We start from the raw sequence: 23113 nt of genomic DNA on the forward strand, positions 1-23113 counted from the left end.
CTGAACCGGGCGGTCGGCGCCCGGTTCAGCCGGAGATGTAGTGCGCGTAGGTCTCGAAGCCGTACCGGGCGATCTTCAGCGACCACGCGTGGTAGAGCGCAGTACAGCGGCCGGCCACCGTCACGTGTTCGCCGATCAGGCTCGCCAGTGCGGTGGCCAGCTTGGCGCAGCCGGGGCCGGCCGCGCGCAACGTTTCGACGACGTCCTGGCGGCAGTCGCGGTCGTGGTCGCAGGTGCGGGCCTCCGCCAGGCAGGTGATCAAGGCCGCGAACTCGCCGGGCGAGCGGACGAGCCCGGTCGCGAGCACCGCGGCGACCTGGTACTCGGCCCGGACGAACTCCGCTCGGCGCGCGTATTCGCCGACGAGCACGAGCCGGTAGATGTTGGTGAGCTTCTTGACCGCGCGTGCGCCCGGGAGCGCCATGGCGAGCGACGAGAGCAGCGCGAGCTCGGCCGTGCCGATCCGCAACAGCCGGCCGGGCGGTGGCCCTGGCCGAGGCGCGGTGAGCGACAACAGGCGGCCCGGAGTGCCCGGCATCGGCCCTTCCGGCGCGGTGACCCGCGTCCCGGGTACCTCTGCCGGCTCGGCGGCCACCAGTGCCGTGGTTTCCTCCTCGGCGTCCGCCGCGATGTCGTGCAGCAGCCGCCGGAGGAACTGAGGTGCCCGGGCACCCAGCGGGCGCAAGGCGAACACGACGTTGAACACCTTGTCCAGCAAGCCGAAGTCGAGGATCTGCCGTTCTTCCGGGGTTTCCGACGCCGCGTTCGGGCGCGCGGCCTTGAGGGCGCGGAAGAGCGACGGCGGGTCCACCGCGACCACGACGAAGAACATCGGGATCGACATCAGCAGGTTCACCGCCTGCAAGACGTCGGTGACGCGGGCAGGCGGACACCGATCCAGATCGTCGATGTAGACGACGATGCGCCGGACCACCGGGGTCGTGCCCGACGAGCCGCCGGCTTCGGCCTTCTCGACGGCGTCGGCCAACCGCCGCAGGTCCTGGTGGACGAACCCGGTGAGCCCGCGGAAGTGCGCGTACCGGTCCGGCTCCGACAGTTCGGTGACCAGTTCGTTCATCCGGAAGACCGGGTCCACCTCCTTCAGGTGCCGGGTCTCCTCGTCGATCCGGTCCTGGAGGCGTTTCTTCTTCTTGCCGAGTTCCTCGGCGAGCCGGTCGTTCTGCCTGGAGAGCCACGGCAGCGCGATCTTGAGTTCGCCGGCCACGCCGATCCCGCCGGCCACCAGCGACGCCGCCCATCCGTAGCCATCCGGCAGCCACTGCCTCACCAGGAACCAGGCGGCGGCCGCCGTCGCGGCGAGTGACAGCGTCCAGGCGGCCGTTCCCCAGCGGCGGCCGCGGAGCTGCTTGCGGATCTTGCGTACCTGTTCGGTGGGCGCCGGGGTGGCGGGGTCGGCGTGGAACTTGAGGATCCGGCCCACGGCCCGGCTGAGGTACGCCGCGCGCCTGATCGGCCCCGCTGGGGGCAGCCCGGTGCCCGCGGACTCGGCCGCGTCGAGTTCCCGGGCCAGGCTCTGGTGCAACCGCAGCAGGCCATCCCGGCTTTCGTGGGCGCGCCTGCTCGCGGCCAGGTCGGTATCGGAAGGGGGACGGCGGGTGCGGAGGTCGGCGTCGTCGTCGGGGTGCTGCCGGAGCGCGGCCAGCAGCTGCTCGATGAGCCCGGTCCAGAGGTGGTCGTCGCTGTAGTGCCAAGCGTTGAAGCGCACCTGACGTACTTCGCGCACGAAGAACGAGTCGTCGCGGTGGGTGAGATCGTGCACGTAGTTCTTGATCTGCAGGATCAGGCTCGACTTCCCGGATCCCCAGTCGCCCAGCAGCGCGACCGACAGTGGCGCACGGGTGTGCTCGGCGGCGATCAGCTCGGCGATCGCGCGGACGTCGTCGGTGGTGCCGACGGCGTCCTGGGCCGTCGGCGCGTCACTGGTCAGGAAGGGGTGCGGCCGGCGGCCGAGCGCGGTGACACCGCCCTGCTCCGCCTCTTCGTCGCGGGTGGTGTCGATGGTCCGCACGAGTTCCAGCTCGCCGCGGCTGCCGCCGGCCACGACCAGCTCCCCGTCCGGCATCAGGGCGATCGTCTCGACGGCGTCGACGAAGTCGGACTGCACCTGGCCCAGCAGCTCACCGGTCGTCACGCTGCGCCGCTCGACGGCACCGTCGGCGCCGCAGGAGATGATCGACTTGCCGTCCCGGGACAGCAGCACCTTCCGCACGTCGCGGTGCCCGGTGGGCACCGGATCCAGCAGCCGCCGCCCGGAGGGGAGCTCCCACACGGTGATGGCGCCGTCGTTCCCGCCGACCACGGCGACGTGCCCGTCGAAGTCGACGGCGACCGAGCGGACCTGCCCACCCTCGACGGCGACCTGCTGGAAGCCCCGCTCGGTGCGCACGCCCCGGCTGAGGTCCCGGAAGGTGACGTGGCCGGAATCGTCGCCGACGACGGCCGCCTTGCCGTTGCCGGACAAGGCGATCGCCGACACGGCCTTGGTCGTGACCTCCCACGGAGGGCCGATCGGGTCCCAGGTGGATGCGCTCCACACCTTGATCCGGCCGTCGTTCCCGGCCGAGAAGACGCGTTTGCCGTCGGGGCTCACGGCGACGGCCCACACCTTCGCCCCGTGCACGAGCGGCAGCTTCCGGTCCACCGGTGCCCGTTGGTACTTGTCCCAGACGATAACCGTTCCGTCCTCGCTCCCGGAGACGATCAGCGCCCGGTCGCCGGGCCACGTGCTGACGGCCGACACCGGCGCGTCGTGCCCCTCGAAGACGAGCTCCTGCTCACCCGTTGCGGTCCACACCCGGACGGAGTGGTCCGCGCTCCCGGTCACCACGAAGTCGTACTTCTCGTCGGCGACGATCGCCCGGACCGCCGCCGTGTGCCCCACGAACGGCCGCTTCCGACGGCGGTCGCCGTAGCCGTCCCCGGTGAACTGGTCGAGCATCCCCTGGCCGCCGGCCACGATGGTCACCGGTTTGCCGGCGGCTTCGGGCACCGCGAGCGCGAAAACTCCGGCGCCGTCCTCGGCGACCAGGATCTCCTCGGTCGGGACGGTGCGGTTGCCGAGGTGCCAGCTCCGGAGCATGCCGTCGTTGCTGCCGGAGACGAACCGGCTGGCCCCGGACGCCGCGAGCGCGTGCACGACGTCACCCGGCACCGAACGGATGATGTCGAGCTCTCCCGTCTCCGGGTTCCAGAGCGCGATCCGGCCGCCGTCGCCGCCCACGAGCGCCTGACCGCCGGGTACGGGGAGCAGGCACCGGAACGTGCCGCCCTGGGCGAGGAGCAGTTGCGGGCCGAGTTGTTTCGGTGTCCGACCGCTCAGGTCCCACACCTGAGCCACCGCGTCGCGGTCACGCGTCCCGGCGACGACGGCCCGGGCGTCGTCGGCCAGGAACACGGCGGTGTGGATCTCGATCCCGGTCTCGGCGTCGGCGACGAGGACACCGTCGAAGTCGCAGATCCTGATCCGGCCGTCCTCACCGCCGCTCAGCAGGTGGTCTCCCGCGATGTGGAGCGCGCGGATCGGACCTGACCCGCGGATTTCGGGCAGTTCGGTGCTGCTCGTCCAGGTGTCCTCCGCGAACTGGGACCGGAACACCCGCCCGTCGGCGCCGGCGCTGAAGACGAGCCCGGCGCTCTCCACCATGGACAGCGCCAGCGTGCCGCCGGGGTGGACGAACGTCGAGTCCCGCCGGCGGAACGGGTCGGTGCCCCACAACCGGATCGTGCCGTCGTCCGCGCCGGTCACGAAAAGCCGACCGTCCGCCGTGGCGGCGAGCGCCCTGATATCGGTCGAGGTTCTGGTTCCTGGGCTGAGCATGGCCACACTATCGGCCGGTCGCCGGGATTTGTTTCGGATGTCCGGCCGTCGTGACATCGGCGTATCCGGGTGAATCGTGATCTCGGATTGTCGCACTTTCCCGTAACGGCCCGTGCAAGAGCGTCGACTTGGGTGGGTGAACCGGATCAGCCGGATGAACCAGCCACGGTGGAGGACCCCTTGATCGGCCGGGTCGGCATGGAAAAGAAGACGCGGGACGCGGTGACTGTCCTGTTCTGCGGACTGTTGCTCATCCTTTCGGGTGGTTTTGCCGATGCGGCTTCCCCGGCGAGCCGCCAGGGCTCCGCGGCGGCGCCGGAGGTGGAGGTGAAGCCCGCGCAGATCGTGCTTCTGGTCGACGAATCGGGCAGCATCAGCGCCGAGGACATGGTCCGGGAGCAGGACGCGGCCAGCTTGATCGCGCAGGCGGACCTGTCCGCCCGCTCGACGGTCTCGGTCGTCGGGTTCGCCAGTGACAGCGGCACCAAACCGCCGGTGGACGTCGTTTGCCCGCCGCTGGTGATGGCCGGCCCGGCCGAGCGGGAGCGCATTTCCCAATGTGTCCGTGATCTGCGCAAACGCACGACGGCCGAAGGTGCGGGAACAGATCACGCGGAAGCGCTCAAACAGGCCATGAGTTATCTTGGCAACGGCTCTTCTGACGACGGGCCGAAATTGATCTTCCTGCTCACCGACGGTGTCCTCGACGTCAGTGACAGCCCGCGTTACGGCGTCGGCAAGACCGCGCAACAGCGCAATGACGCAGCTCACGAAGTGATTCGTCAGAATCTGGCTGCCGCCAGGGAGCACCACGTCCAGATCTGGCCGCTGGGCTTCGGGAAAGTCGACAAAAACGCGCTGGACGAATTCGCGCGGGGCGGGTTCCAGAGTTCCTGCGGGCCGCAGGCGCCGACGCCGCAGGCCACGGTGGTGTCGGGCTCGGCGGATGTCGCCGAGGCGTTGCTGCGCTCCTTCAGTTCGGGGCGGTGTGCCGGCGTCGGCCCGGTCGCGAAGAACGAACTGGGGTCGGGAGGGAACCTCGAGGTGCCGGTCACGGTCCCGGCCATTGCCACCGACGGGTCCATCGTGGTCGTCAAACACGATGGCCGGGTCGTCGTCGACTACACGGACCCGGAAGGCAAGCCGGTGCCCAAGTCGGGCCAGAACGCGAGCGGCAAGTTCTCGGTGAGCGGTGAGAGCGGCGGGGTCGAGGTGCTGCACATCGTCGACCCCGTGCCGGGGGACTGGCGGGTCCGCCTGACCTCGCCGGCCGGTGTGCCGCCCCAGGACGTCCTGACCACCGTGACCTGGCAGGGTGCGGCGCAGGCCGCCCTGCTGATCGACCCGCCGTCACCCGCGGTGGGGCAGCAGGTGACGGTGTCACTGCAGGTGCTGCTGCGCGGCGGCAAGGCGGTCACCGATCCGAAGCTGTTGCAGGGGTTGAGCTTCGGCGTGCAGCTCGCCGGGGACAAGCTGCCGGCGCGGCCGGTGAACGTCCGCGACGACGGTCAGGACCCGGATGCCGCCGTGGACGGCACCTACACCGGGCGGACGACGATCCCGGCCGACGTGCCCGGTCAGGCGACCTTCCGCGGCCAGGTCACCGGGCTGGGGATCAGCGCGGCCGACGCGGTCGCCACCGTCCGGACCGCGCCCGGCGTGCCCCAGGTGCTGGCCACCGCGTCCCTGCCCACACTGGCCACGATGATCGCGCCGGGCGGGTCCACGGCGGCCCAGGTGAGCGTCACCAACAACTCGGGGCAACGGCGCCGGCTACGCGTCGAGGTGCGTGCCGACAGCGGGGCGACGATCACCGTGCCCGACCCGGTGCACGAGGTGGACCCGGGCACGAGCGTGTTCCCGTTCCAGCTCGTGGTCGGCCCGCAGAGCCCGATCGGGCTCACCTCCGGCACGGTGCGGATCGTCGACGACGCGAACCCCTCGCAGGTCTTCCACGAGAAGCCGTTCAAGTTCGCCGTCGGTTACCCGCCACCGTTCCCGTGGGTGCCGATCATCGCCGGAGTGGTCCTGCTCGCCGGGGTGGCCGTCATCGCCCTCGCGGTCTCGCGCCGGCGGACCCAGGAGGTGAAGGGGCTGACGGTGCAGGCGATCCGGCACGGCCGGCGGACCTACCTGGACACCGAATCCCGGCGCGCGAAAGCTTTCCGGTTCACCGTCGCGATCGACGCGCAGGTCCCGGTGCTCGACCACGCCCGTCCCGGTGACCCGGCGGCCTACCTGCTCACCCGGTCGCGGGCCGGGCTCAAGATCAAGACGCCCTACGGGGAGACCCGGTCGATCCAGCTCGGCGAAGAGGTCGAAGTGGACGAAGGCCTGACGCTGGTCGTCACGCCCACGGCGAGCGGCGCGGACACGCCGACGGCGGTCTACCCGGCCGGTCCGGCGACGGTCGCCGAGGACTACCCGGACCCGGACGCCACGCGGCCGGTCGCGCATGACCCGCTGCTCTGACGAACTCGCGCCGCCTCAGGATTTCCGGCCTCGCCGGCAGAAGGAGAGAAATGCAGATCTACCAGCCGATGTTGTTCGTGGGGCTCGGCGGCACCGGCTGCCGGATCGGCGCCGAGCTCGAACGCAAGCTCCGTGAAGAGCTCTGCGGGCCGGACGGGAACGCGCTGCGGGACCGCATGCCCGGCGAGCAGATGGCGTCCTACCAGCTTCCGGGGTGTCTGCAATTCGTCTACGCCGACCTCGCCGAAGACGAGTTCGGCCACATCGAAAACCGGGTGGTGCCCGACCGGACGCATCTGCCCGCCGCCGAGCGGACCTACACGATGGTCCGTGAACTGGTGCCGCCGTACGACACTTACCCCGAGGTGGCCCGCAGCCTCCGGCTGAGCGCCGCGCCGGTCGTCGAAGGCTGGCTGCCGCCGCCGCAGAACGAGCCGCGGGTCGGGCCGCTCGCCAAGGGAGCGGGCCAGCTGCCCACGGTCGGCCGGGCGGCGCTGTACGAGACGTTCCGGCACGGGCTCGCCCCGGCCCGGACGTCCTTGCTCAAGGCGATCGGGCAGATCAGCAACTCGGGCGGGCAGCTGTCGCGGCTCGGCGGGAAGCTGCGTGAGTCGGTCGACGTCTTCGTCGCGTTCTCGGTGGCGGGCGGCACCGGCGCGGGCCTGTTCTACGACTACCTTCACCTGGTCGGTGACGTCCTCGCCGCGGAGAAGTACAAGGCGCGGATCTTCCCGCTGGTCCTGATGCCATCGGCGTTCCAGGAAGGCCTCGGCGGCGGGCGGGCCGCCGAGCTGAACGCCGCCTGCGCACTGCTCGACCTGTTCCGGCTGGTCGACGACCAGAACTCCCAGGTCGCCGGCACGGCGCTGGACCGCCGGGGCATCAACGGCGCCCTGTCGGTGAGATACCCGGGTGGCAGCGAGATCCGGCTGCGGGCTTCGACCGTCCAGACGGCATTCCTGTTCAGCCTGACCGCCGGTATGCACCGCGACGACCTGCACCGGTCGGTGGTCTCCCTGCTGCTGTCCCTGATCGGCACCGATCTGCCCGCCGACGCCGAAGGCGTGAAGTACCTGGACCGCAATTTCCAGTCGTTCGCCGACAGCTTCATCAACAGCGCGAGCGAGCGTGGCGTGGCCGCTCCGACCGGCGTGGGCAGGCGCGGGGTGTCGACGAGCGCGGTCGCGTCGATGACCGTGCCGGTCGAGGATCTCGCCGACATCGTGAGCTCGCGGCTGCTGGCGGAGGCGATCGACGAGATGGCCACCCCCGGCGGCATGGCGGGGGAGAACAACCGGGACCTGATCACCCGGATGTTCCAGGACGCCAACATCGACCCGCTGCTGCACCGGGCGCCGCTGCCGATCGCGTCCCCGCCCGCGGTCGACGGCGGGGAAGCGATCCTGGCGATGCTCAACACCCGCAAGCGCACCATGGAGTCGAGTATTCACGCGCTCGAGCAGACCCTCGCCCAGGAGGTCCCGGAGCTGGCCGAGCAGTGCGATCCCGCCCGCGCGGCGAGCATGCTGGTCGGTGAACTCGGTGCCTTCCGGCTCGGCCGCGTGGTGCTGGGGGAAGCTGCGCTGACAGACCCGTTGAGCCGGATGGGGTTCCTGAAGCTGGTCGAAAGCCGCCGGGGGGAACCGCCGGCGCCCGCGGGCATCACGCTGGGCGGGCCCGAGCCCGAGGTGCGCAAGACCAAGTGGTGGAAGAAGATCCGGTTCTCGGACCCGATCGTCCGGGCGTCGTTGCAGCGCCAGGAGGAGTGGTTCAAGTGGCGCGCACAGCGGGCCTGGCACGCGGCGTGGAACGCGCAGGCGCCGCGCTGGGAGCGGAAGCTCCGGTCGGCCGAGCGGGAGATTTCCGCCCTGCTGGAGGGCTTCCGCGAGCACGCCCGGACCGAGGACGCCCGGTTCGCCCGCCGGGCGAAGGCGCTCTACGAGCCACGCGTCGGCGTGTCGTACCTGCTGCCGCGCCAGGGGCAGCTGCCGGCGTTCTACACGGCGGTGGTCCGCCGGCTCGTGTCCGTCTACGCCGACCAGAACCGGCTCCGGCCGACCGCGACGCCCGCCGCCGTGGTGGACGCGATCATCGGCCCCCAGGGCTGGAACGCGGTGCTGGCGGAGTTCGCCGACCACGACGTCAAGGAAGGTCCGATCCGGGCCGTGGCCAAGGTGCGCGAGCTGGTCAAGACCGAGATCATGCGGCTGTTCCGGTACCACGACGACGTCTACCAGCCACTGCTGGCCGGGCTGCACGAGCTGCTGTCCGCCGCGGCCGGGCGGAAGTCGGGCTCCGTCGACGAGGACGACCTCGCCCAGTTCCGTGAGAAGCTCGCCGGCCTGGTGCCCGGTGGGTTCGCCCCGAGCGGCCGGGGACGGCTGAAGATCCTGTTCTCGTACCCTTCGCCCGCCGGGAAGCGGGACGCGGGACTCGAAGAGTTCCTGCGCAAGGAAGTGAACCTGCCGCGCGAGGTGGACGCGGTCCCGGAGTTCCGGCCGATCGACGCCGAGTCGATCGCGGTGGTGCTCTTCCGCTCGTCGATGGGGCTCACCGAGGTACCGGAGGTGCAGAAGGTCCTGGTGCACTGGGCGGACGCGGTCGCCGAAGGGCGCAAGAACGACTTCCTCCCATGGCGCCAGCGGACCGGGTACCGGTTCGGCTACCTCGCGACCACGGCCGAGGACCGGGCCCGGATCCTGCACCACGTGCTGTGCGCCGCCTGGAACGGCTTCCTGCAGGTGTCCGGGGACGAGACGTCCCCGGACTCGGTCAACCTGTTCCTCGGCGACTCCGAGATCAACATGCGGCTCGACCTGACGTCGTACGCGCGGCTGTCCAGCTGGAGCAGCCTGCTGGCCGAGTACGAGCGCTGGGTGCTGGCCGACTCCGAGCAGATCCGCCAGGACTTCTGCGACCGCCTGATGGAGACCAAGCCGCTCGGTCTCAACGGCACCGTGACCGAACCCGCGCCGGTGTTCCACATGCTGATGGCGCTGGCTCGTGACGAGGCCGAGAAGACGGCCAAGCTGCTCGCCGAAAACCGCAACGCGGGGCGACGGCGGTTGGAGCTGGTGCACGAGTTCTGGACGACGACGTTCGAGTCCGCGCTCACGCTGGACTTCATGGGCGCCGAGGACGCCCCCGAGGACAACCTGGCCCGGCTGTACGAGTGGGTGGCTCGATGAGCGGCGATCGCCCGTCGGCGGTCAAGGTCCTGGACATCCGCGACGGCGGAGCCGATCTGTCCTTTCTGGACAAGCTGAACCGGGCCAGCGCCCACCGCCTTGGCCTGACCGCCCGGGTCGTGGTGGTCGACAACACGCAGTCGCTGCTGGACAACCACCTCCGGTTCCAGCGGCTCGTGTCCTTGCACCACGTACGCGCGGTGATCTGCGTGGCCGTCGGCCCGATCGACGTCGGCGGCGAGATCTCCCTGCGCCAGTCTTCGGCCTTCCGGGCCGCCGGCGTGACGCTCTGGGTCGGGGACGAGTGGGGCAGCACCTGGGCGGGGGGCGGTGCCCGGCCGGAGCCGATCGTCGACGGCACCCCGGCCCTGCCACTGCTCGTTGCCGCGCTGGGCAGCCCGCAGGTCTTCGACGAGGTGTACGAGACCGTCCGGCGCGTGCCGTACCAGGCCGCGTGCCCCGGGCTCGATGTCGTGCGCCCGCGGACCGGCGGGGCCGACCTCGACGCCGTGCGCGCCACGCTCCTCGAAGAGCTGGCCCAGCGCAGCCGTTCCGCCGGCCCGGTCGCCGGTGTTCCCGGGCCGGCCCGGGCCAGGTCGCCCCTCGATCCGGTGCGTGACGTCGTCACGGCGGGGTCCGATCTGGACGTCGGCCGGCGTGCCTTGCGCGACGCGGTGGCGGCCATGGCGGATCAGGCGGCGGCAACGGCCGCCACGACCGGCCTGGTCCGCGCCGGAGGTGCCGTCGACACGGACCGGCTCCGTCGGGCGGCGGCGGGGCATTTCGGCGCCTTGGACCGGATGCTCAACCTGATGGACCGGGAGTCGGCGGGCCAGGACGCGGGCGCGGACCTTCGCCGCCTCGGCGTACCCGCCGCCGACCCGCCCGATCATCCCCGCCTCGCGGGACTGATGGCCGGCCTCGTCCGCGAGGAACTGGGCCGAGGCCGGTCGCTGCGCGACCTGAGCACGGCGCTGCGCCGGGTTTCGAACCGCAGCATGATCCGCGACACCGACGTCGTGCGAGCCGAACTCGCTTCGCTGCGCGAGGTCTTCGAAGCCCGCCCGGCCGCGGCGCCGCGGCGGGTGTGGGCGGTTCCCGCGGCGATCGGCTCGGCCGTCGCCGCACTGCTCGCCGCCGGGGCGGCGTGGGCGAGCGCCTCCGTCGTGGCCGGCGGGGTCGCCGCGCTGCTCTGGAGCGCACTCCTCGCGCTGTTCCTGTTCCACCTGCCCGGCACCGGCTCGGCGACCGGGACGCGGGCCGGACTGCTGGGCGTGGGCACGGTCGCCGTCGCGGCCGCGGCCTACGGGGGCTGGACGGGTGCCACCGCCGAGGTGGTGCCCGCGCCCGGGGCCGCCGCGGCCGCGGCAGCTGGGCTCGTGGTGCTCACCGCCGTGCTCTGGTGCCGGGCCGCCACGGCCTGGCTCGTCGCGCTGGGACTCCCGGACCTGGATCGGGCGCTCGGCCGGGCCGAAGCCATCACGACCGAGCGGGTGGCCGACCACGTCCGCTCGCTCGAGCACCGCAGGCGGCTTTCGGATGCGGCCCTCCTGCTCGCCTCCGACGGCAACGCGCTGGCCGATTTCTACCTCGCCCGGGCGGCCGAACGCCGGGCGGGGGGCCAGGGCCGGACCGCGGAAATCCCGGCCGAGCTGCGCGCCGTCCTGCGTGGTGACCTGGTCTCCCTCGTGCTCCGGGCGCTCGACGAGCATCTGCGGGCCATCGGCTCGGCCGCCGTCCTCGCCGCCGATCCGTCCGGCGTCACCACGAAGGCCGCCCGGGATCTCGCGGCCTACGAAGCGTTCGTCGCCGGTCACGGCGTCTACGACCGCCCGCCGATGATCGAGGACGACGGCTTTCGCGCCGAGCTGAACCAGGGCTTCTGGCAGAGCTCCGACGCCGCCAAACGGATCCTCCGCTCCGACGGCCGCGCCGAGCTGACCCAGCTCTGCCAGGTGGGCGACATCCATGCACTGGACGTCTCGTGGGATCACGTCCAGGTCCTGAGATTCGCACCGGCGCCCGCCCAGCGGGTGCTCCTGGAAGCCGGCTCCGGGGCCGACGTCGTGACGACCAACCTGGACATGGCAGGCGTGCTGCGGCTGGTGCCGCTGGGTGCCGGCCGGGTCACCCACGAATACCCGGCGACGGCCGACGGGCCTGACGAACAGGAGCACGCCCGGTGACCGAGACGACCGACCCGCGGACCCTCGACGGCCATGACATCGACGGCCGGGTGTCGCAGTGGAAGATCACCGGCGCCGAGCCGCTGCCGGCGGCCGGCAGGCTGGCGGCCACCCGGGTGCACCTGGCCGACGGTGCCACCTACGTGTTGCGTTCGCCCCGGGGCCGGGCCGACGAACAGGCCCGGCGCGCGCTCGACAACGAAATCCGCGTCCTCGCCCGGCTCACCCTCGCCTTCGGCACGTGGCGGCCGCGGCCGTTCCCGGCGCTGATCGGCTACGACATGGACAGCTCCGAGCCGTGGGCCCTGGTCGGTGACTACCGCGGGATCCCGGCGCGCGAAGCGACGGCGGCGCTGCTCGGAACCGGGCTGATGGAGTTCACCGGCGGCTTGTTCGAAGCGCTCGCCCACCTGCCGCTCGCCGAGGTGGTGCACGGCGGCATCGGGCTGGACACGGTCTACGTGTCCGACGGCCGGATCCAGCTGGTCTCCTTCGACGACGCCGGGCTCATCGGGGAGCCAGGGCCGCGCCGCTCCGGCCCGATGGCCCCGGACCAGGACATGCTCGCATCGGGGCTGCTGCTCTACGAGGTGTTCACCGGCACACCCGCGTCGTCGACCCGGCCCGACCTCTCCGACGTGCCCCTGCTCGCCTCGCAGCTGCCGGACCTGTTCGCGGAACGCCGGGCGCGGCCGTCGGCGGTCGCGGTGATGGAACGACTCGGGCGCCGGGACTTCCCCAGCGTCGACGGGCCGGACGAACTCGACGCGGGCCGGGCCGCCTTCGAGGAGGCTCGCCGGCGCAAGCTGCCGCCCGAGCCCCCGACCGTCCGAACCCGGTCGGTGCCCCCGCCGGCGCGGCCGGTCCGAGCGGTCGCGGTGCCGCCGGCGGCGAGCCCCCCGAAGAGCTCGCCGACGAGCCGGTCCACGGTCGTCCTGCTGACGATCGGGGTGCTCCTGGTCCTCGCGGCCGTGGCGTATTTCGCTCTGGAGGGAATGCCGTGGTGACGCCCGCCGTACGACACGTCACGTGTCCGACCTGCCTGGATTCGTTCGCCTGGCAGGAGACCGAGCTGCTGGAGTACTCGCCAAAGGAGGGCAAGTACAACCCTGTCGTCTGGCCCGACGGGAAGAATCCGGCCAAGGTCGCCGACGCCCGCAGCCGCTGGTACGTCCGGTGTCCCAACCCGTCCAAGGACGGCGCCAACCACTACCTGCCGGCGACCTACGTCGACTACGACGATCCGTTGGTGATCGCCCTGGTGGGCCGGCCACGGTCGGGCAAGACGCACCTCGTCGTCGCGATGATCCGTGAGCTGCTCGGCGGCGCGGCCGCCGTCGCGTCCGGGCTGAGCGCCAAGGCGCTCGACTACCACCAGCACGTCACGTTCAAGCGGACGTTCCTCGACACGTTCGAGCGCGGGTACCAGCTGCCGGCGACGATGAACGAGTCGGGCAGCTACCTGGCCTGGCTGGTCGTCGAGGTGGGCGCGGTGAAACGGCCGGTGGTCTTCTTCGACGTGGCGGGGGAGGACTTCCGCAACCCCGGGGAGAACGGGCGCCACACGCGGTTCCTCGTGGCGGCGGGAGCCCTGTTGTTCGTCGAGGACGCTCCGCACGTCCTGCCCGCTTTCGCGGAACCGGAGGACCTCACCCTGGACCCGTCGTTGTCGAGCCCGTTCGGGGCGAACGCGACCAACGAGTACGTCCAGGAGGCGGTCAGCAGGCTGCCGGAGGGTGGGCGGCGGCTGCCGGCCGTGGTGGCGCTGACCAAGTCGGACCGGTTGCGCTACCTCTCGCCCGCCGATCGCTGGCTCCGGCACGACACCGGCGGCCACGTGCACGCGAAAGACCTGCTCGCCGAGAGCCGGGACGTCTACGCGCTGCTGCACCGGGCCAACGCGAGCTCGATCACCCGGCTGTACCACGAATTCGAAAGGTGCACGATGCACTTCGTCTCGGCCACGGGGGGCGCGGTCGGCAAGGACGGGCGCTACCGGTCCGGGACCCGCCCGGCCCGCGTGCTCGTCCCGTTTCTGTCCCTCCTCGCGATGGCCGGCGTCCTGACCGGCGCCGACGTCGAGGGAGCGGGCCGATGACCCATGCCGGGCCCGTTGGGCACATCCTGTTCGGCATGATCCCCCGAGGGGGGATCGGGGTCGTCGACCACTCACCGGAGATCCCCGCGGTCCGGGCCGAGGAGTGGGACGGCCGCCTCAACAAGCACAACCGGCTGACTCCCACCTTCGGGCAGAACGGACCGCAGCTGCCCGATCGAGCGTTCTCCTACCTGGAGTTCCGGGACGGCACGGCCGCGCTGCTGGCCAGGTTCGGGGGTGTCACCAGCGGGCGGAACAACTCCCACGCCCTGGTCGGCCCGGCCGCCACCCTGCGGCCGCACGCGTTGTTCCTCTCCGAGTGGGACGGCTGGCTCGACGGCGCGCGGCCGATGCCGCTCCGTCCGCCGCACGCTGAGGAATGGCGCCACCTCAAGGCACCGTGGCTGAACCGCGCTGAGGCCGCCGCCCACGCCGACCCGGCGCGGCTCACCGCGCTTGTCCGATCGATGTTGAGCCGTCAGGACGTCTACCTGACCCTGTCCGGATTTCCCGAACCGTTGCTCCTGCTGACCGCCGCGCACGAGGTGCTCGACCCGGCCTTGTCCACTGTGCACGATCCGTTCGACTGGACGTACTCCACGTACGAGGACTCGGACACGCGACCGGAGGCGTCCCCGCAGGTCGAGGGGGCACCGCGGTTCCTGTGCGTGGACGAGCTGCCGACTTCGGGCGAGACCGGCCGGGAGCGTCTCGGCGGATCGGATGCGCCGCCGCACGACAGCTACACCGACACGGCGTCCGCGCTCGTCGAGCACTACCTGAAGGACCCGCGGAGGCACCGCCAGGCGCTGGACACCCTGCTCGCCCGTGCGCACGACCGGAGCCGGCGGCTCGCGGTGATCATGCAGCACTTCCCGGAACGCCGCCCCACCCTCGGCGGCCGGAAATCGTTCGCCGACGGCGGCAGGCACGCCACGGTTCCCGTGGGCTCTCCGGTCGAGCTGCCGCCGAAGCCGTCACCGAAACCGTCGCCGAAACCGCGGTCGGGCGAGGAGGCCGTGGTGGGCGAACGGCAGCTGCCGCAGCCGTCCGGTCCGCGGCCGATGGCGGAGCCGGCGCGACCCGAACGGGTGCCTGCGCTGCTCGCGCAGCTCGGCGAAGCCGACCTGCGCGACGACGTCCGGCGCGAGCTGGTGACCCGGCTTGCCGAGGCGTGGCACGCGCGCGGCGAGCACTCCGACCGTGCCCGGCTGGATGACGTCATCATCGGCCTGCGGCGGCAGAATGCCGTCTTGTTCGCCATCCTGCTGCTCAGCACGATCGCCGTCGTGGCGGCGTTCCTCCGGTGAGGCGAGGCCGCTAAAGCGCCCCGGCCGCCAGGGCGCGGAGTGACGCTGTGATCCGCTCCGGCGTCACCCCGCGTGACGTCTGGTGCAGGAACAGTTCCGGAGCCAACGGCGCAAGCAGCACGTCCGCCAGCACCTCCGGGTCCGGCGCCCCCGCCGCCTCCGCCAGCACGCGCACATGCGTCCGCCAGAACCCGTACGCGCCCGTCGTGAACCGCGAATGGCCCACCTCCGCACCCAGCACCAACGGCGCGTGCCGCGTGAGCAACTCCACCATCGCCTCGTAGAACGCCGCCAGCCGCTCGGCGGGCGGTGCGCCCGGGCCCAGTGGTGGGTCGCCGCGCAGCAAAGACTCCTGGAGGCGGCGCTCGTGCTCGTCCAGCAGCGCCACCGCGATCGACGCTCGGTCCGGGTAGCGGCGGTACAGCGTTCCGCGGCCCACCCCCGCCGCCCGGGCGATGTCCTCCATGGTCACCTCGGCCGCGCCGCGGGTGGTGAACAGCTGCTCGGCCGCCGTGAGGATCTTGGCGCGGTTGCGGGCCGCGTCGGCGCGTTCGGGCATGTCCGGAGCCTAGGGAATAAGCGGACGAAGCGTCCAGTTGAGGCAAGTGGACACCGTGTCCACTTGAGGAGGAATCGTGCCCCACCTGCTGCACCTCGACTCCAGTGCCCGCCGCGCGTCGTTCTCGCGGGAGCTGTCCGCCCGGTACGCCGCCGGCTGGAGCGGCACCCGGACCTACCGCGACCTCGCCGCCGAGCCCGTTCCGGTGATCGATGCGGCCTGGACCGAAATCTGCGACGCTCTGCTCGCCGCAAGAATCACCGACCCCGCGCGCTACGCCGACGTCGTCGAGACGCCCGATCAGCAGCGGGCCTGGGCGGTCGTCGAGCCGCTGCTGGCCGAGCTGCTCGAAGCCGACGTCGTGCTGATCGGTGCGCCGATGTACAACTTCTCGATCCCGGCCGCCCTCAAGGCCTGGATCGACCAGGTGACGTTCCCGAAGATGTCCCTGCGCGGCAAGGAGTTCGTCATCGCGGGCGCCCGCGGTGGAACCTACGCCGAGGGCACGCCGCGAGCGCCGTTCGACCACCACGAGCGCTATCTGCGGGACTTCATCGCCGGGCACTACGACGTCGACGACGTCCGGTTCGTGCACGCCGAGCTGACCAACGCCCTGGTCGACCCGCACCTGGCCGCGCGCGACGGCGAACGGAAGGCGTCGCGCGAAGCCGCACTGGAGGCGATCTCGTGGGCTGGGTGACGCTCGTCTTCGCCGGGCTCGTCGAGATCGCCTGGTCGCAGAGCATCAAACCGACGGAGAACTTCACGCGGCCGTGGCCGACGCTGCTGTGCTTCGTGCTCGGCGCCGCCGCCGTGTACCTGCTGTCGCGCGCGATGGAAACCGTCCCGGTGGGCACCGCCTACGCGGTGTTCACCGGGATCGGTGCCGTCGGCGCGATCGTGCTCGGCGTCGTCGTCAACAAGGACCCGCTGAGCGTCGGCCGGGTGGCCGCGCTGGCCCTGATCGTCGGCGGCGTCGTGCTCGCACGCGTCACTTCGTGAGCTGCGCCCACAGGAACTCGAAGACCAGCGCCCACTTGAACGCCAGCTGCTCGTTGTCCGCCGCGGCGCCGTGGCCGCCCTCGATGTTCTCGTGATACCGGACGTCGTGCCCCTGCTCACGCATCCGCGCCACCATCTTGCGGGCGTGGGCGGGGTGCACGCGGTCGTCGCGCGTCGACGTCACGAACAGCGACGGCGGATACGGACGTCCACTGTGGACGTTCTGGTACGGCGAGTACTGCGAGATGTACTCCCATTCCGCGGCGTCGTCCGGGTCGCCGTACTCGGCCATCCAGGACGCGCCGGCCAGCAGCAGGTGGTAGCGGCGCATGTCCAGCAGCGGCACCTGGCTGACGATCGCGCCGAACCGCTCCGGGTAGCGCGTCAGCATGACGCCCATCAGCAGCCCGCCGTTGCTGCCGCCCTGGATGCCCAGCTTCTCCGGGGTGGTGATGCCCCGCGAAACCAGGTCCTCGGCCACGGCCGCGAAGTCCTCGTACACGCGGTACCGCTGCGCCTTGATGGCCTGGGTGTGCCAGCCGGGCCCGTACTCGCCGCCGCCGCGGATGTTCGCGACGACGTACGTGCCGCCGCGGGCCAGCCAGCCGCGGCCGATCATGCCGCTGTAGGACGGCGTCAGCGAGACCTCGAAGCCGCCGTAGCCGGTCAGCAGCGTCGGGCCGCCCTCGGCGCCGGACGGCCGGACGACGAAGTACGGGATCTTCGTGCCGTCCTCCGACGTCGCGAAGTACTGCGCCACGCTCATGCCGGAAGCGTCGAAGAACGCCGGAGCCTGCTTCAGCACTTCGACCTCTTCGCCGACATGCCCGTAGCTCAGCGTCGACGGCTGGAGGAAGCCGCTGGAGTTGATCAGGTACTCGTCGCTGACGTCGGGGTCGGTGTCGAAGATGTCCGCGCTGCCGAACTCGGGCCCGCCGGCGAGGGGCTCCCCGGTCCAGGCGCCGGGGCCGGGCGTCAGCGTGCGCAGCTCGGTGCGGACGTCGCGCAGCGTGCCGAGCAGCAGGTGGTGGCGCGTCCAGGCCCAGTAGCTCAGCGAGGTGTGCTCGTCGGGCGTGAACAGCGTCGTGAAGTCCCGGTCGCCGGCCAGGAACGCGTCGAAGAGGATGGCGATCAGCGAACCGGCCGGGTGTTCGGTGCCCCCGGTGGTCCACGCCGTGCGCGGCCGCACCAGCAGCCACTCCCGGTGCACCGACGCGCTCGCGTCGTCCGGGACGTCGATCTTGACCAGCCCGCCGGGCGTCCGCAGGTGCAGTTCGGAGCGGTAGAAGTCGATCGCGCGGCTGACGAAGTCGCGTTCGAAGCCTTCGGTCGGGTCGTGGGACGCGCCGATCGAGACGTCATCGGGCTTGCCCTCGAAGACCGTGACGGCTTCGGAGAGCGGCGTGCCGCGGCGCCACTCCTTGGCCAGCCGCGGGTAGCCGGAGCTGGTCAGGGAGCCTTCGCCGAAGTCGGTGCCGATGTAGACGCGGTCGGTGTCGATCCAGCCGATCCGCGTCTTCGCCTCCGGGACGGTGAAGCCGTCCTCGACGAACTCGTGCGCGTCGAGGTCGAACTCGCGCACGACCGTGGCGTCCGCGCCGCCACGGGACAGCTCGACCAGGCCGCGCCGGTAGTCCGGCCGCAGCACGGTCGCGCCCTGCCAGACCCAGTTCTCGCCCTCCGCCTCGGCCAGCGCGTCGACGTCGAGCAGCAGCTCCCACGCGGGCTCGGCGGTGCGGTAGGACTCCAGCGTCGTCCGCCGCCACAGGCCACGCGGGTGGCTCGCGTCCTGCCAGAAGTTGTAGAAGAACGCGCCGCGGCGGCGCACGTACGGGATCCGGTCGTCGGCGTCGAGCACCTCGCGCAGCTCGTCACGCAGTTCGGCGAACCGCGCGCCGGCGGTCAGCTCGGCCAGCGTCTCGTCGTTGCGGGCGCGCACCCAGTCCAGCGCGTCGTCGCCGGTCACGTCTTCCAGCCACAGGTAAGGGTCCTCGACACTCATGGGTTCAGTCTCGCCTGGTCCGCGGCCCGGTGGCCACCCGGTGGCGTTTTCGTTTCGTGATCCCTGCCTCCCGGGGTGTCCGTATGCTGGTGCGACACAGCAGGGGGAGAACGTGAACGACACCGAGCCGTCATGGCCGGGGCCGGGGCGGCCGCCGGAGCCCGCGTGGGCGCCGGAGCCGAACCCGTGGGCGCCCAACTGGGCGGCGGCCCCGCCGGTCCCCATCGCGCCCCCGCGCAACCGGCTCTGGGGTGCGGTCACCGGCGTGCTGATCGTCGTCGTCTCCGCCTCCCTGATCGCCGCCACCATCCCGCGCCGGGTGGACGGCCAGGCGTTCGCCGCGGCGGGTGCCGACGCCGGCCGGGCCTACGGCAACACCGGGAAGACCCCGAAGGCCGTCCCGGAGCTGGCGGGCAACCCGCTGCTCGGCGACGGCATCAGCCCCGGGCCCGCCGACTGCGCGCTGCCCGAGCTCGGCCGGGACCCCGAGCAGCTCAAGGCTTACTACCGCGCGCTCGTCGGCTGCCTGGAGCAGTCGTGGCGCCCGGCGCTGGAGAAGGCGAACGAGCCGACGCTGACCGCGACCGTGTCGGTGACGCTGCCGGAGCACAGCGCGTGCGGCGAGGCACCCACGGAGAACGAAGCCGTCGCCTACTACTGCGGTGGCGACACGACGATCTACGCCCCGACCGACTGGATGCTGTCGGACGCCGGGCTCAACAAGGCCCGGCACATCGCGACGATCGCCCACGAGTACGGCCACCACGTGCAGCGCGAGAGCGGGATCCTCGCCGCGGCGTCGGACAAGATGACCTCGCCGGACGAGAACAGCCCGGCCGACAAGGAGGCCGTGCGCCGGATCGAACTGCAGGCCAACTGCTTCGGCGCGCTGTTCCTCACCGCCGTGGCCGGCTCGGGCTCGATCAGCCGGTCGCTGGCGAACGCCGCGGTCGCCGACTACGGCCGGGCCAACGACAGCGACACGCACGGCTCGCGCGAGCACCAGCTGTCCTGGGCGAAGGCCGGCTACGACGGCAAGGCGACGAAGGCGTGCAACACGTGGAGCGCCCCGGCCGGCGAGGTCAGCTGAGCGTCCAGGCGGGGTCGCGGCCGAGGAGGGCGAGGAACCGGTCGAGTTCGCTCGCGCCCGCGGGCACCTCGACCCGGCGGGCGAACGAGCCGTTCTGCTCGCGGCCTTCGTCCGGGATCCGCTCGGCCAGCTTCGTGGCGATGTACACGGCTTCGGCGTCGGGCTCGTAGGGCAGGCCGAGCGTGCGGGCCAGGTCCCAGCCGTGCGCGACCGTGTCGACCAGGTGCATGTGGGCGGCGATCGCGCCGGGGAACGTGCCGAAGTGGTTGATGACGAGCGGCCGGTCCAGCACGGCGTCGTCGGCGAAGGCGTCGAGGAAGTCGTCGACGGACGCCCGGTAGGCGGCGTGGACGTCGTCGCCGAGGACGCCGGCGTCCCAGTCCGGGGCCGAGCCCTCGCGGGCCGCCGTCGCGAAGGCGTGGTTCTCGCTGACCTGGTGGCGGAGCAGGTCGGCGAGCGTCCAGCCGGCGCACGGGGTGGGGCGGGCGAGGTCGGCGGGTGTCACGCCGGCGACCAGCTTGTCGAGGAGGAGCAGGGTGCGGCGGTCGAGTTCGCGGAGGTCCATGCCGGGCACGTTAGGCGGGCCAGCGGACCACGAACAGTGCCAAAACCGCGGCAACCTTCGTGGGCCAATCTAGACTGGCGCGGGTGGAGATCCACATCGACCTGACCGGGCCGCGCGGCCACCGCGACGCGATCTACCGGCAGCTGCGCGCGGCGATCCTGGCCGGCCGGATCCGGCCCGGCGAGGCGTTGCCGCCCACCCGCGAACTCGCGCAGCGCCTGGCGGTCTCCCGCACCACGGTGAGCGCGGCCTACGACCGGCTCACCGCCGAGGGGTTCCTCGCCGGGCGCGTCGGCGCGGGCACGTTCGTCACCGCGTCGCCGGTTTCCGCCGAGCCGGTGCCGGACGTTCCGGGCGTGCGGCCACTGCCGGAGTGGGACGCCGTCCCGCCGCCGCCCGCGCCCTTCGCCCCGGCGCCGGAGTTCGACTTCCGGCCGGGCGTCCCCGACCTGTCGCGGTTCCCGTTCGACACCTGGCGGCGGCTGGTCACGCAGCGGCTGCGGGCCGGCCAGGCCGACCTGATGACCTACGGCGACCCGCAGGGCCACCCCGCGCTGCGCGAGGAGATCGCCCGGCACGTCGGCGTTTCGCGGGACGTCCGCGCGAGCGCGGCGCAGGTCGTCGTCACCGCCGGCGCCCAGCAGACGACCGACCTCGTCGCGCGGGTGCTGCTGCGGCCCGGTGACCTCGCCGCCGTCGAGGACCCGGGGTACCCGCCGCCGCGGCTGGTGCTCGGCGCGCGCGGCGTCCGCGTCGCCCCGGTACCGGTGGACGCCGCCGGGATCGTCGTCGGCGCCATCCCGGCGGGGACGCGGCTGGTGTACGTGACACCGTCGCACCAGTACCCGCTCGGCCTGGCGATGTCGCTGGACCGCAGGCTGGAGCTGCTCGACTGGGCCGAGCGGACCGACGCGGTGCTCGTCGAGGACGACTACGACACCGAGTTCCGCTACACCGGGCGGCCCCTGGAACCGTTGCACAGCTTGGATTCCCGCGGCCGCGTCGTGTACGTCGGCTCGTTTTCCAAGGTGCTTTCGCCTGCGCTGCGGCTGGGTTTCCTGATCGCGCCGCCGTCGCTGGTGCCGGCCCTGGTCAAGGCCCGCTACCTGACCGACTGGCACGCGCCGAACGTCGAGCAGGCGGTGCTGGCGGCGTTCATGGCCGAAGGCGGTTTCGCCCGGCACGTCCGGCGGATGCGGAAGGTCTACCGCGCCCGGCACGAGATCCTGTCCCGGTCGCTGGCTTCGTTCGCGGACTTCCTGACGCCGTTGCCGTCGTCCGCGGGCCTGCACCTGAGCGCGGTCGCGGCCGCGGACTGCGGCCCGCTGGTCCGCGCCGCTCGCCGTCGCGGCGTCCGGCTGTACTCGTTGGGGGACTTCGGGGTGGGGGTGCGGCGGCACGGTCTCGTCTTCGGTTACGGTGCGGTCGCGACCGAGCGGATCGAGCCCGGACTGGCCCGGCTGCGCGCACTGGCGGACGAAGGAGCGGCATGACCGACGACGTGATGGTGGCGATCGACGCCGGTCTGCGGCAGCACATCGGCGGCGACCGCGCCGGCGCGTACGCGACCTTCAAGCAGCTGTGGGCCTCGATCGGCGACGGCGGCGACCCGCTGCACCGCGTCGCGCTGGCCCACCACATGGCCGACGTCTGCGACGACCCGGCCGAGGAGCTCGAGTGGGACCTGCGGGCCCTGCACGCGGCCGACGCGCTGACCGACTCGCGGGCCCAGGAGTACCACTCGTCCCTGGCCGTGCGCGGGTTCTACCCGTCGCTGCACCTCAACCTGGGCGAGGACTACCGCAAGCTCGGCGACCTCGCCGCCGCGCGCGAGCAGCTGGCGCTGGCGCGGGCCCGCCTGGACGCCCTCGGCGACGACGACTACGCGGCCGGGATCCGGCTGGCACTGGACGGCTTGGCCGAACGGCTGGGCTGAATCGGTTCGAATACCACGAAGACGCCCCGTTTGCCGGACTTTCGCGGGGCGCCGGAGGGCCCTAACCTGTGGTGATCCAGCTCACCGACGGGAAGGATCGCCATGCGGATTGCGGATCTGCTGCGCACGAAGGGGTCGGCGGTCGCGACGGTCACCCCCGACACGACGGTGACCACGCTGCTGGCCGGACTGGCCGAACACAACGTCGGCGCGATGGTGGTGGTCGCGCCGGACGGGACGATCGCCGGAATCGTCTCGGAACGCGATGTCGTCCGGCGCCTGCACGACCACGGCCCGGCCCTCCTCGACGGCCCGGTCTCGGAGATCATGACGAAACTGGTGGCGAGCTGCACCCCGGACGACTCGGTCGAGGGGCTGTCGGTCCTGATGACCGAACGCCGCATTCGCCACGTCCCGGTTCTCGCCGACGGACGGCTGGCGGGCATCGTGTCCATCGGCGACGTCGTGAAGAACCGGATGGAACAGCTGGAGCAGAGCCAGGAACAGCTGCAGGCCTACATCTCGCAGGGCTGAACGGCCGTGGTGGCGCCCGCGGGGCTACGCTCTCGCGGGCGCTCTACGGGTATTTCGCAGCGGCGGACGACGACGCCGCGGTCCGCGCCTTCGACCTCGACGGAAGCGGTCCTCAGGAGCTGGTGGTCAAGAACGCCGACCCCCTCGACGACCTGCTGCCGGCCGAGATCCACCTGACCGGCCGGACGGCTGCCGAGGTCGAGGCGGACCCTCGGCGCGGGCAGCTCGTCCAGGAGTTCCACGACGGCGAACTCGTGCTGCTGTCGCTGTCGGACGAGCTTTCGGTGCTAGCGCGCCGCGGAGAACGGTTGTACTGCTGGATTTCCCTGTAGC

The 23113-nt window shown here is 72.0% G+C and carries 17 protein-coding genes; 13 read left to right on the plus strand and 4 right to left on the minus strand.

All coding sequences use genetic code 11. The features are described from left to right. Positions 1-25: 25 nt before the first annotated feature. A complete protein-coding gene (locus tag BLW76_RS15440; protein WP_091307663.1) occupies positions 26-3895 on the minus strand; it encodes a P-loop NTPase fold protein in 3870 nt (1289 codons plus the stop codon). 111 nt (positions 3896-4006) lie between these two features. Here BLW76_RS15440 and BLW76_RS15445 point away from each other — a divergent pair, with 111 nt between their 5' ends. Genes BLW76_RS15445 through BLW76_RS15470 form a run of 6 tightly spaced genes read left to right on the plus strand, consistent with a single transcriptional unit; the run spans position 4007 to position 15092 of the window. After that, complete coding sequence (locus BLW76_RS15445) at positions 4007-6310, plus strand: VWA domain-containing protein (RefSeq protein ID WP_244170174.1); 2304 nt, start codon at positions 4007-4009, stop codon at positions 6308-6310. Between the two features lie 50 nt (positions 6311-6360). Then, on the plus strand, positions 6361-9498 hold the full coding sequence (locus BLW76_RS15450) for a tubulin-like doman-containing protein (protein WP_091307665.1): 3138 nt from the start codon (positions 6361-6363) through the stop codon (positions 9496-9498). Continuing rightward, positions 9495-11684 (plus strand): hypothetical protein, encoded by a 2190-nt coding sequence (locus BLW76_RS15455; protein WP_091307667.1) that lies wholly within the window; start codon positions 9495-9497, stop codon positions 11682-11684. The genes BLW76_RS15450 and BLW76_RS15455 overlap by 4 nt, the downstream gene beginning before the upstream one ends. After that, positions 11681-12691, plus strand: coding sequence for a hypothetical protein (locus BLW76_RS15460; protein WP_091307670.1), 1011 nt, complete (start codon positions 11681-11683; stop codon positions 12689-12691). Before BLW76_RS15455 ends, BLW76_RS15460 begins: the two co-directional genes overlap by 4 nt. After that, positions 12688-13782 carry a hypothetical protein gene (locus BLW76_RS15465; RefSeq protein ID WP_091319428.1) on the plus strand — a complete coding sequence of 365 codons (1095 nt, stop codon included), beginning with the start codon at positions 12688-12690 and terminating at the stop codon, positions 13780-13782. Before BLW76_RS15460 ends, BLW76_RS15465 begins: the two co-directional genes overlap by 4 nt. A 35-nt stretch (positions 13783-13817) precedes the next feature. Beyond that, on the plus strand, positions 13818-15092 hold the full coding sequence (locus BLW76_RS15470) for a hypothetical protein (RefSeq protein WP_143060632.1): 1275 nt from the start codon (positions 13818-13820) through the stop codon (positions 15090-15092). Between the two features lie 10 nt (positions 15093-15102). On the opposite strand, the gene BLW76_RS15475 is transcribed toward BLW76_RS15470, so the two are convergent. Further along, the gene (locus tag BLW76_RS15475; protein WP_091307674.1) at positions 15103-15651 is read right to left on the minus strand and encodes a TetR/AcrR family transcriptional regulator; all 549 of its coding nucleotides are present in this window, start codon (positions 15649-15651) and stop codon (positions 15103-15105) included. Between the two features lie 76 nt (positions 15652-15727). Between BLW76_RS15475 and BLW76_RS15480 the strand changes: the two genes are divergently transcribed. Both BLW76_RS15480 and BLW76_RS15485 read left to right on the plus strand, forming a co-directional pair. Continuing rightward, positions 15728-16351, plus strand: a complete 624-nt coding sequence (locus tag BLW76_RS15480) for an FMN-dependent NADH-azoreductase (RefSeq protein ID WP_167384616.1) — start codon at positions 15728-15730, stop codon at positions 16349-16351. After that, entirely contained in the window at positions 16339-16653 is a 315-nt protein-coding gene (locus BLW76_RS15485) for a DMT family transporter (protein WP_091307675.1), read from the plus strand. The genes BLW76_RS15480 and BLW76_RS15485 overlap by 13 nt, the downstream gene beginning before the upstream one ends. Here the strand turns inward: BLW76_RS15485 and BLW76_RS15490 are convergent. Continuing rightward, complete coding sequence (locus BLW76_RS15490) at positions 16643-18655, minus strand: prolyl oligopeptidase family serine peptidase (protein ID WP_091307678.1); 2013 nt, start codon at positions 18653-18655, stop codon at positions 16643-16645. The two genes, BLW76_RS15485 and BLW76_RS15490, sit on opposite strands and share 11 nt — an antisense overlap. Before the next feature lie 112 nt (positions 18656-18767). On the opposite strand from BLW76_RS15490, the gene BLW76_RS15495 reads away from it, so the two are divergent. Beyond that, the gene (locus BLW76_RS15495; protein ID WP_091307679.1) at positions 18768-19745 is read left to right on the plus strand and encodes a neutral zinc metallopeptidase; all 978 of its coding nucleotides are present in this window, start codon (positions 18768-18770) and stop codon (positions 19743-19745) included. On the opposite strand, the gene BLW76_RS15500 is transcribed toward BLW76_RS15495, so the two are convergent. Further along, positions 19738-20310, minus strand: a complete 573-nt coding sequence (locus BLW76_RS15500) for a TIGR03086 family metal-binding protein (protein WP_208613303.1) — start codon at positions 20308-20310, stop codon at positions 19738-19740. The genes BLW76_RS15495 and BLW76_RS15500 overlap by 8 nt on opposite strands. A gap of 83 nt (positions 20311-20393) precedes the next feature. Here BLW76_RS15500 and pdxR point away from each other — a divergent pair, with 83 nt between their 5' ends. From pdxR to BLW76_RS49140, 4 genes are all read left to right on the plus strand, one after another. Then, positions 20394-21803, plus strand: a complete 1410-nt coding sequence (gene pdxR, locus BLW76_RS15505; protein WP_091307684.1) for a MocR-like pyridoxine biosynthesis transcription factor PdxR — start codon at positions 20394-20396, stop codon at positions 21801-21803. After that, complete coding sequence (locus BLW76_RS15510; RefSeq protein ID WP_091307686.1) at positions 21800-22246, plus strand: hypothetical protein; 447 nt, start codon at positions 21800-21802, stop codon at positions 22244-22246. The genes pdxR and BLW76_RS15510 overlap by 4 nt, the downstream gene beginning before the upstream one ends. A 102-nt stretch (positions 22247-22348) precedes the next feature. Continuing rightward, complete coding sequence (locus tag BLW76_RS15515) at positions 22349-22780, plus strand: CBS domain-containing protein (RefSeq protein ID WP_091307689.1); 432 nt, start codon at positions 22349-22351, stop codon at positions 22778-22780. A 122-nt stretch (positions 22781-22902) separates the two neighbouring features. Continuing rightward, positions 22903-23112, plus strand: a complete 210-nt coding sequence (locus tag BLW76_RS49140) for a hypothetical protein (RefSeq protein WP_208613304.1) — start codon at positions 22903-22905, stop codon at positions 23110-23112. Position 23113: the final 1 nt, after the last annotated feature.

Origin of the sequence: Amycolatopsis tolypomycina (assembly GCF_900105945.1) — a bacterium.
Lineage (GTDB): Bacteria > Actinomycetota > Actinomycetes > Mycobacteriales > Pseudonocardiaceae > Amycolatopsis > Amycolatopsis tolypomycina.

Bases quoted from the DNA above. Each gene is read 5' to 3' on its own strand.
- BLW76_RS15515 (WP_091307689.1), top strand. From the start codon at position 22,349: ATGCGGATTGCGGATCTGCTGCGCACGAAGGGGTCGGCGGTCGCGACG.
- BLW76_RS15490 (WP_091307678.1), bottom strand. From the start codon at position 18,655: ATGAGTGTCGAGGACCCTTACCTGTGGCTGGAAGACGTGACCGGCGAC.
- BLW76_RS15455 (WP_091307667.1), top strand. From the start codon at position 9,495: ATGAGCGGCGATCGCCCGTCGGCGGTCAAGGTCCTGGACATCCGCGAC.
- BLW76_RS15450 (WP_091307665.1), top strand. From the start codon at position 6,361: ATGCAGATCTACCAGCCGATGTTGTTCGTGGGGCTCGGCGGCACCGGC.
- BLW76_RS15475 (WP_091307674.1), bottom strand. From the start codon at position 15,651: ATGCCCGAACGCGCCGACGCGGCCCGCAACCGCGCCAAGATCCTCACG.
- BLW76_RS15510 (WP_091307686.1), top strand. From the start codon at position 21,800: ATGACCGACGACGTGATGGTGGCGATCGACGCCGGTCTGCGGCAGCAC.
- BLW76_RS15440 (WP_091307663.1), bottom strand. From the start codon at position 3,895: ATGTCACGACGGCCGGACATCCGAAACAAATCCCGGCGACCGGCCGAT.
- BLW76_RS15500 (WP_208613303.1), bottom strand. From the start codon at position 20,310: ATGGACCTCCGCGAACTCGACCGCCGCACCCTGCTCCTCCTCGACAAG.
- BLW76_RS15470 (WP_143060632.1), top strand. From the start codon at position 13,818: ATGATCCCCCGAGGGGGGATCGGGGTCGTCGACCACTCACCGGAGATC.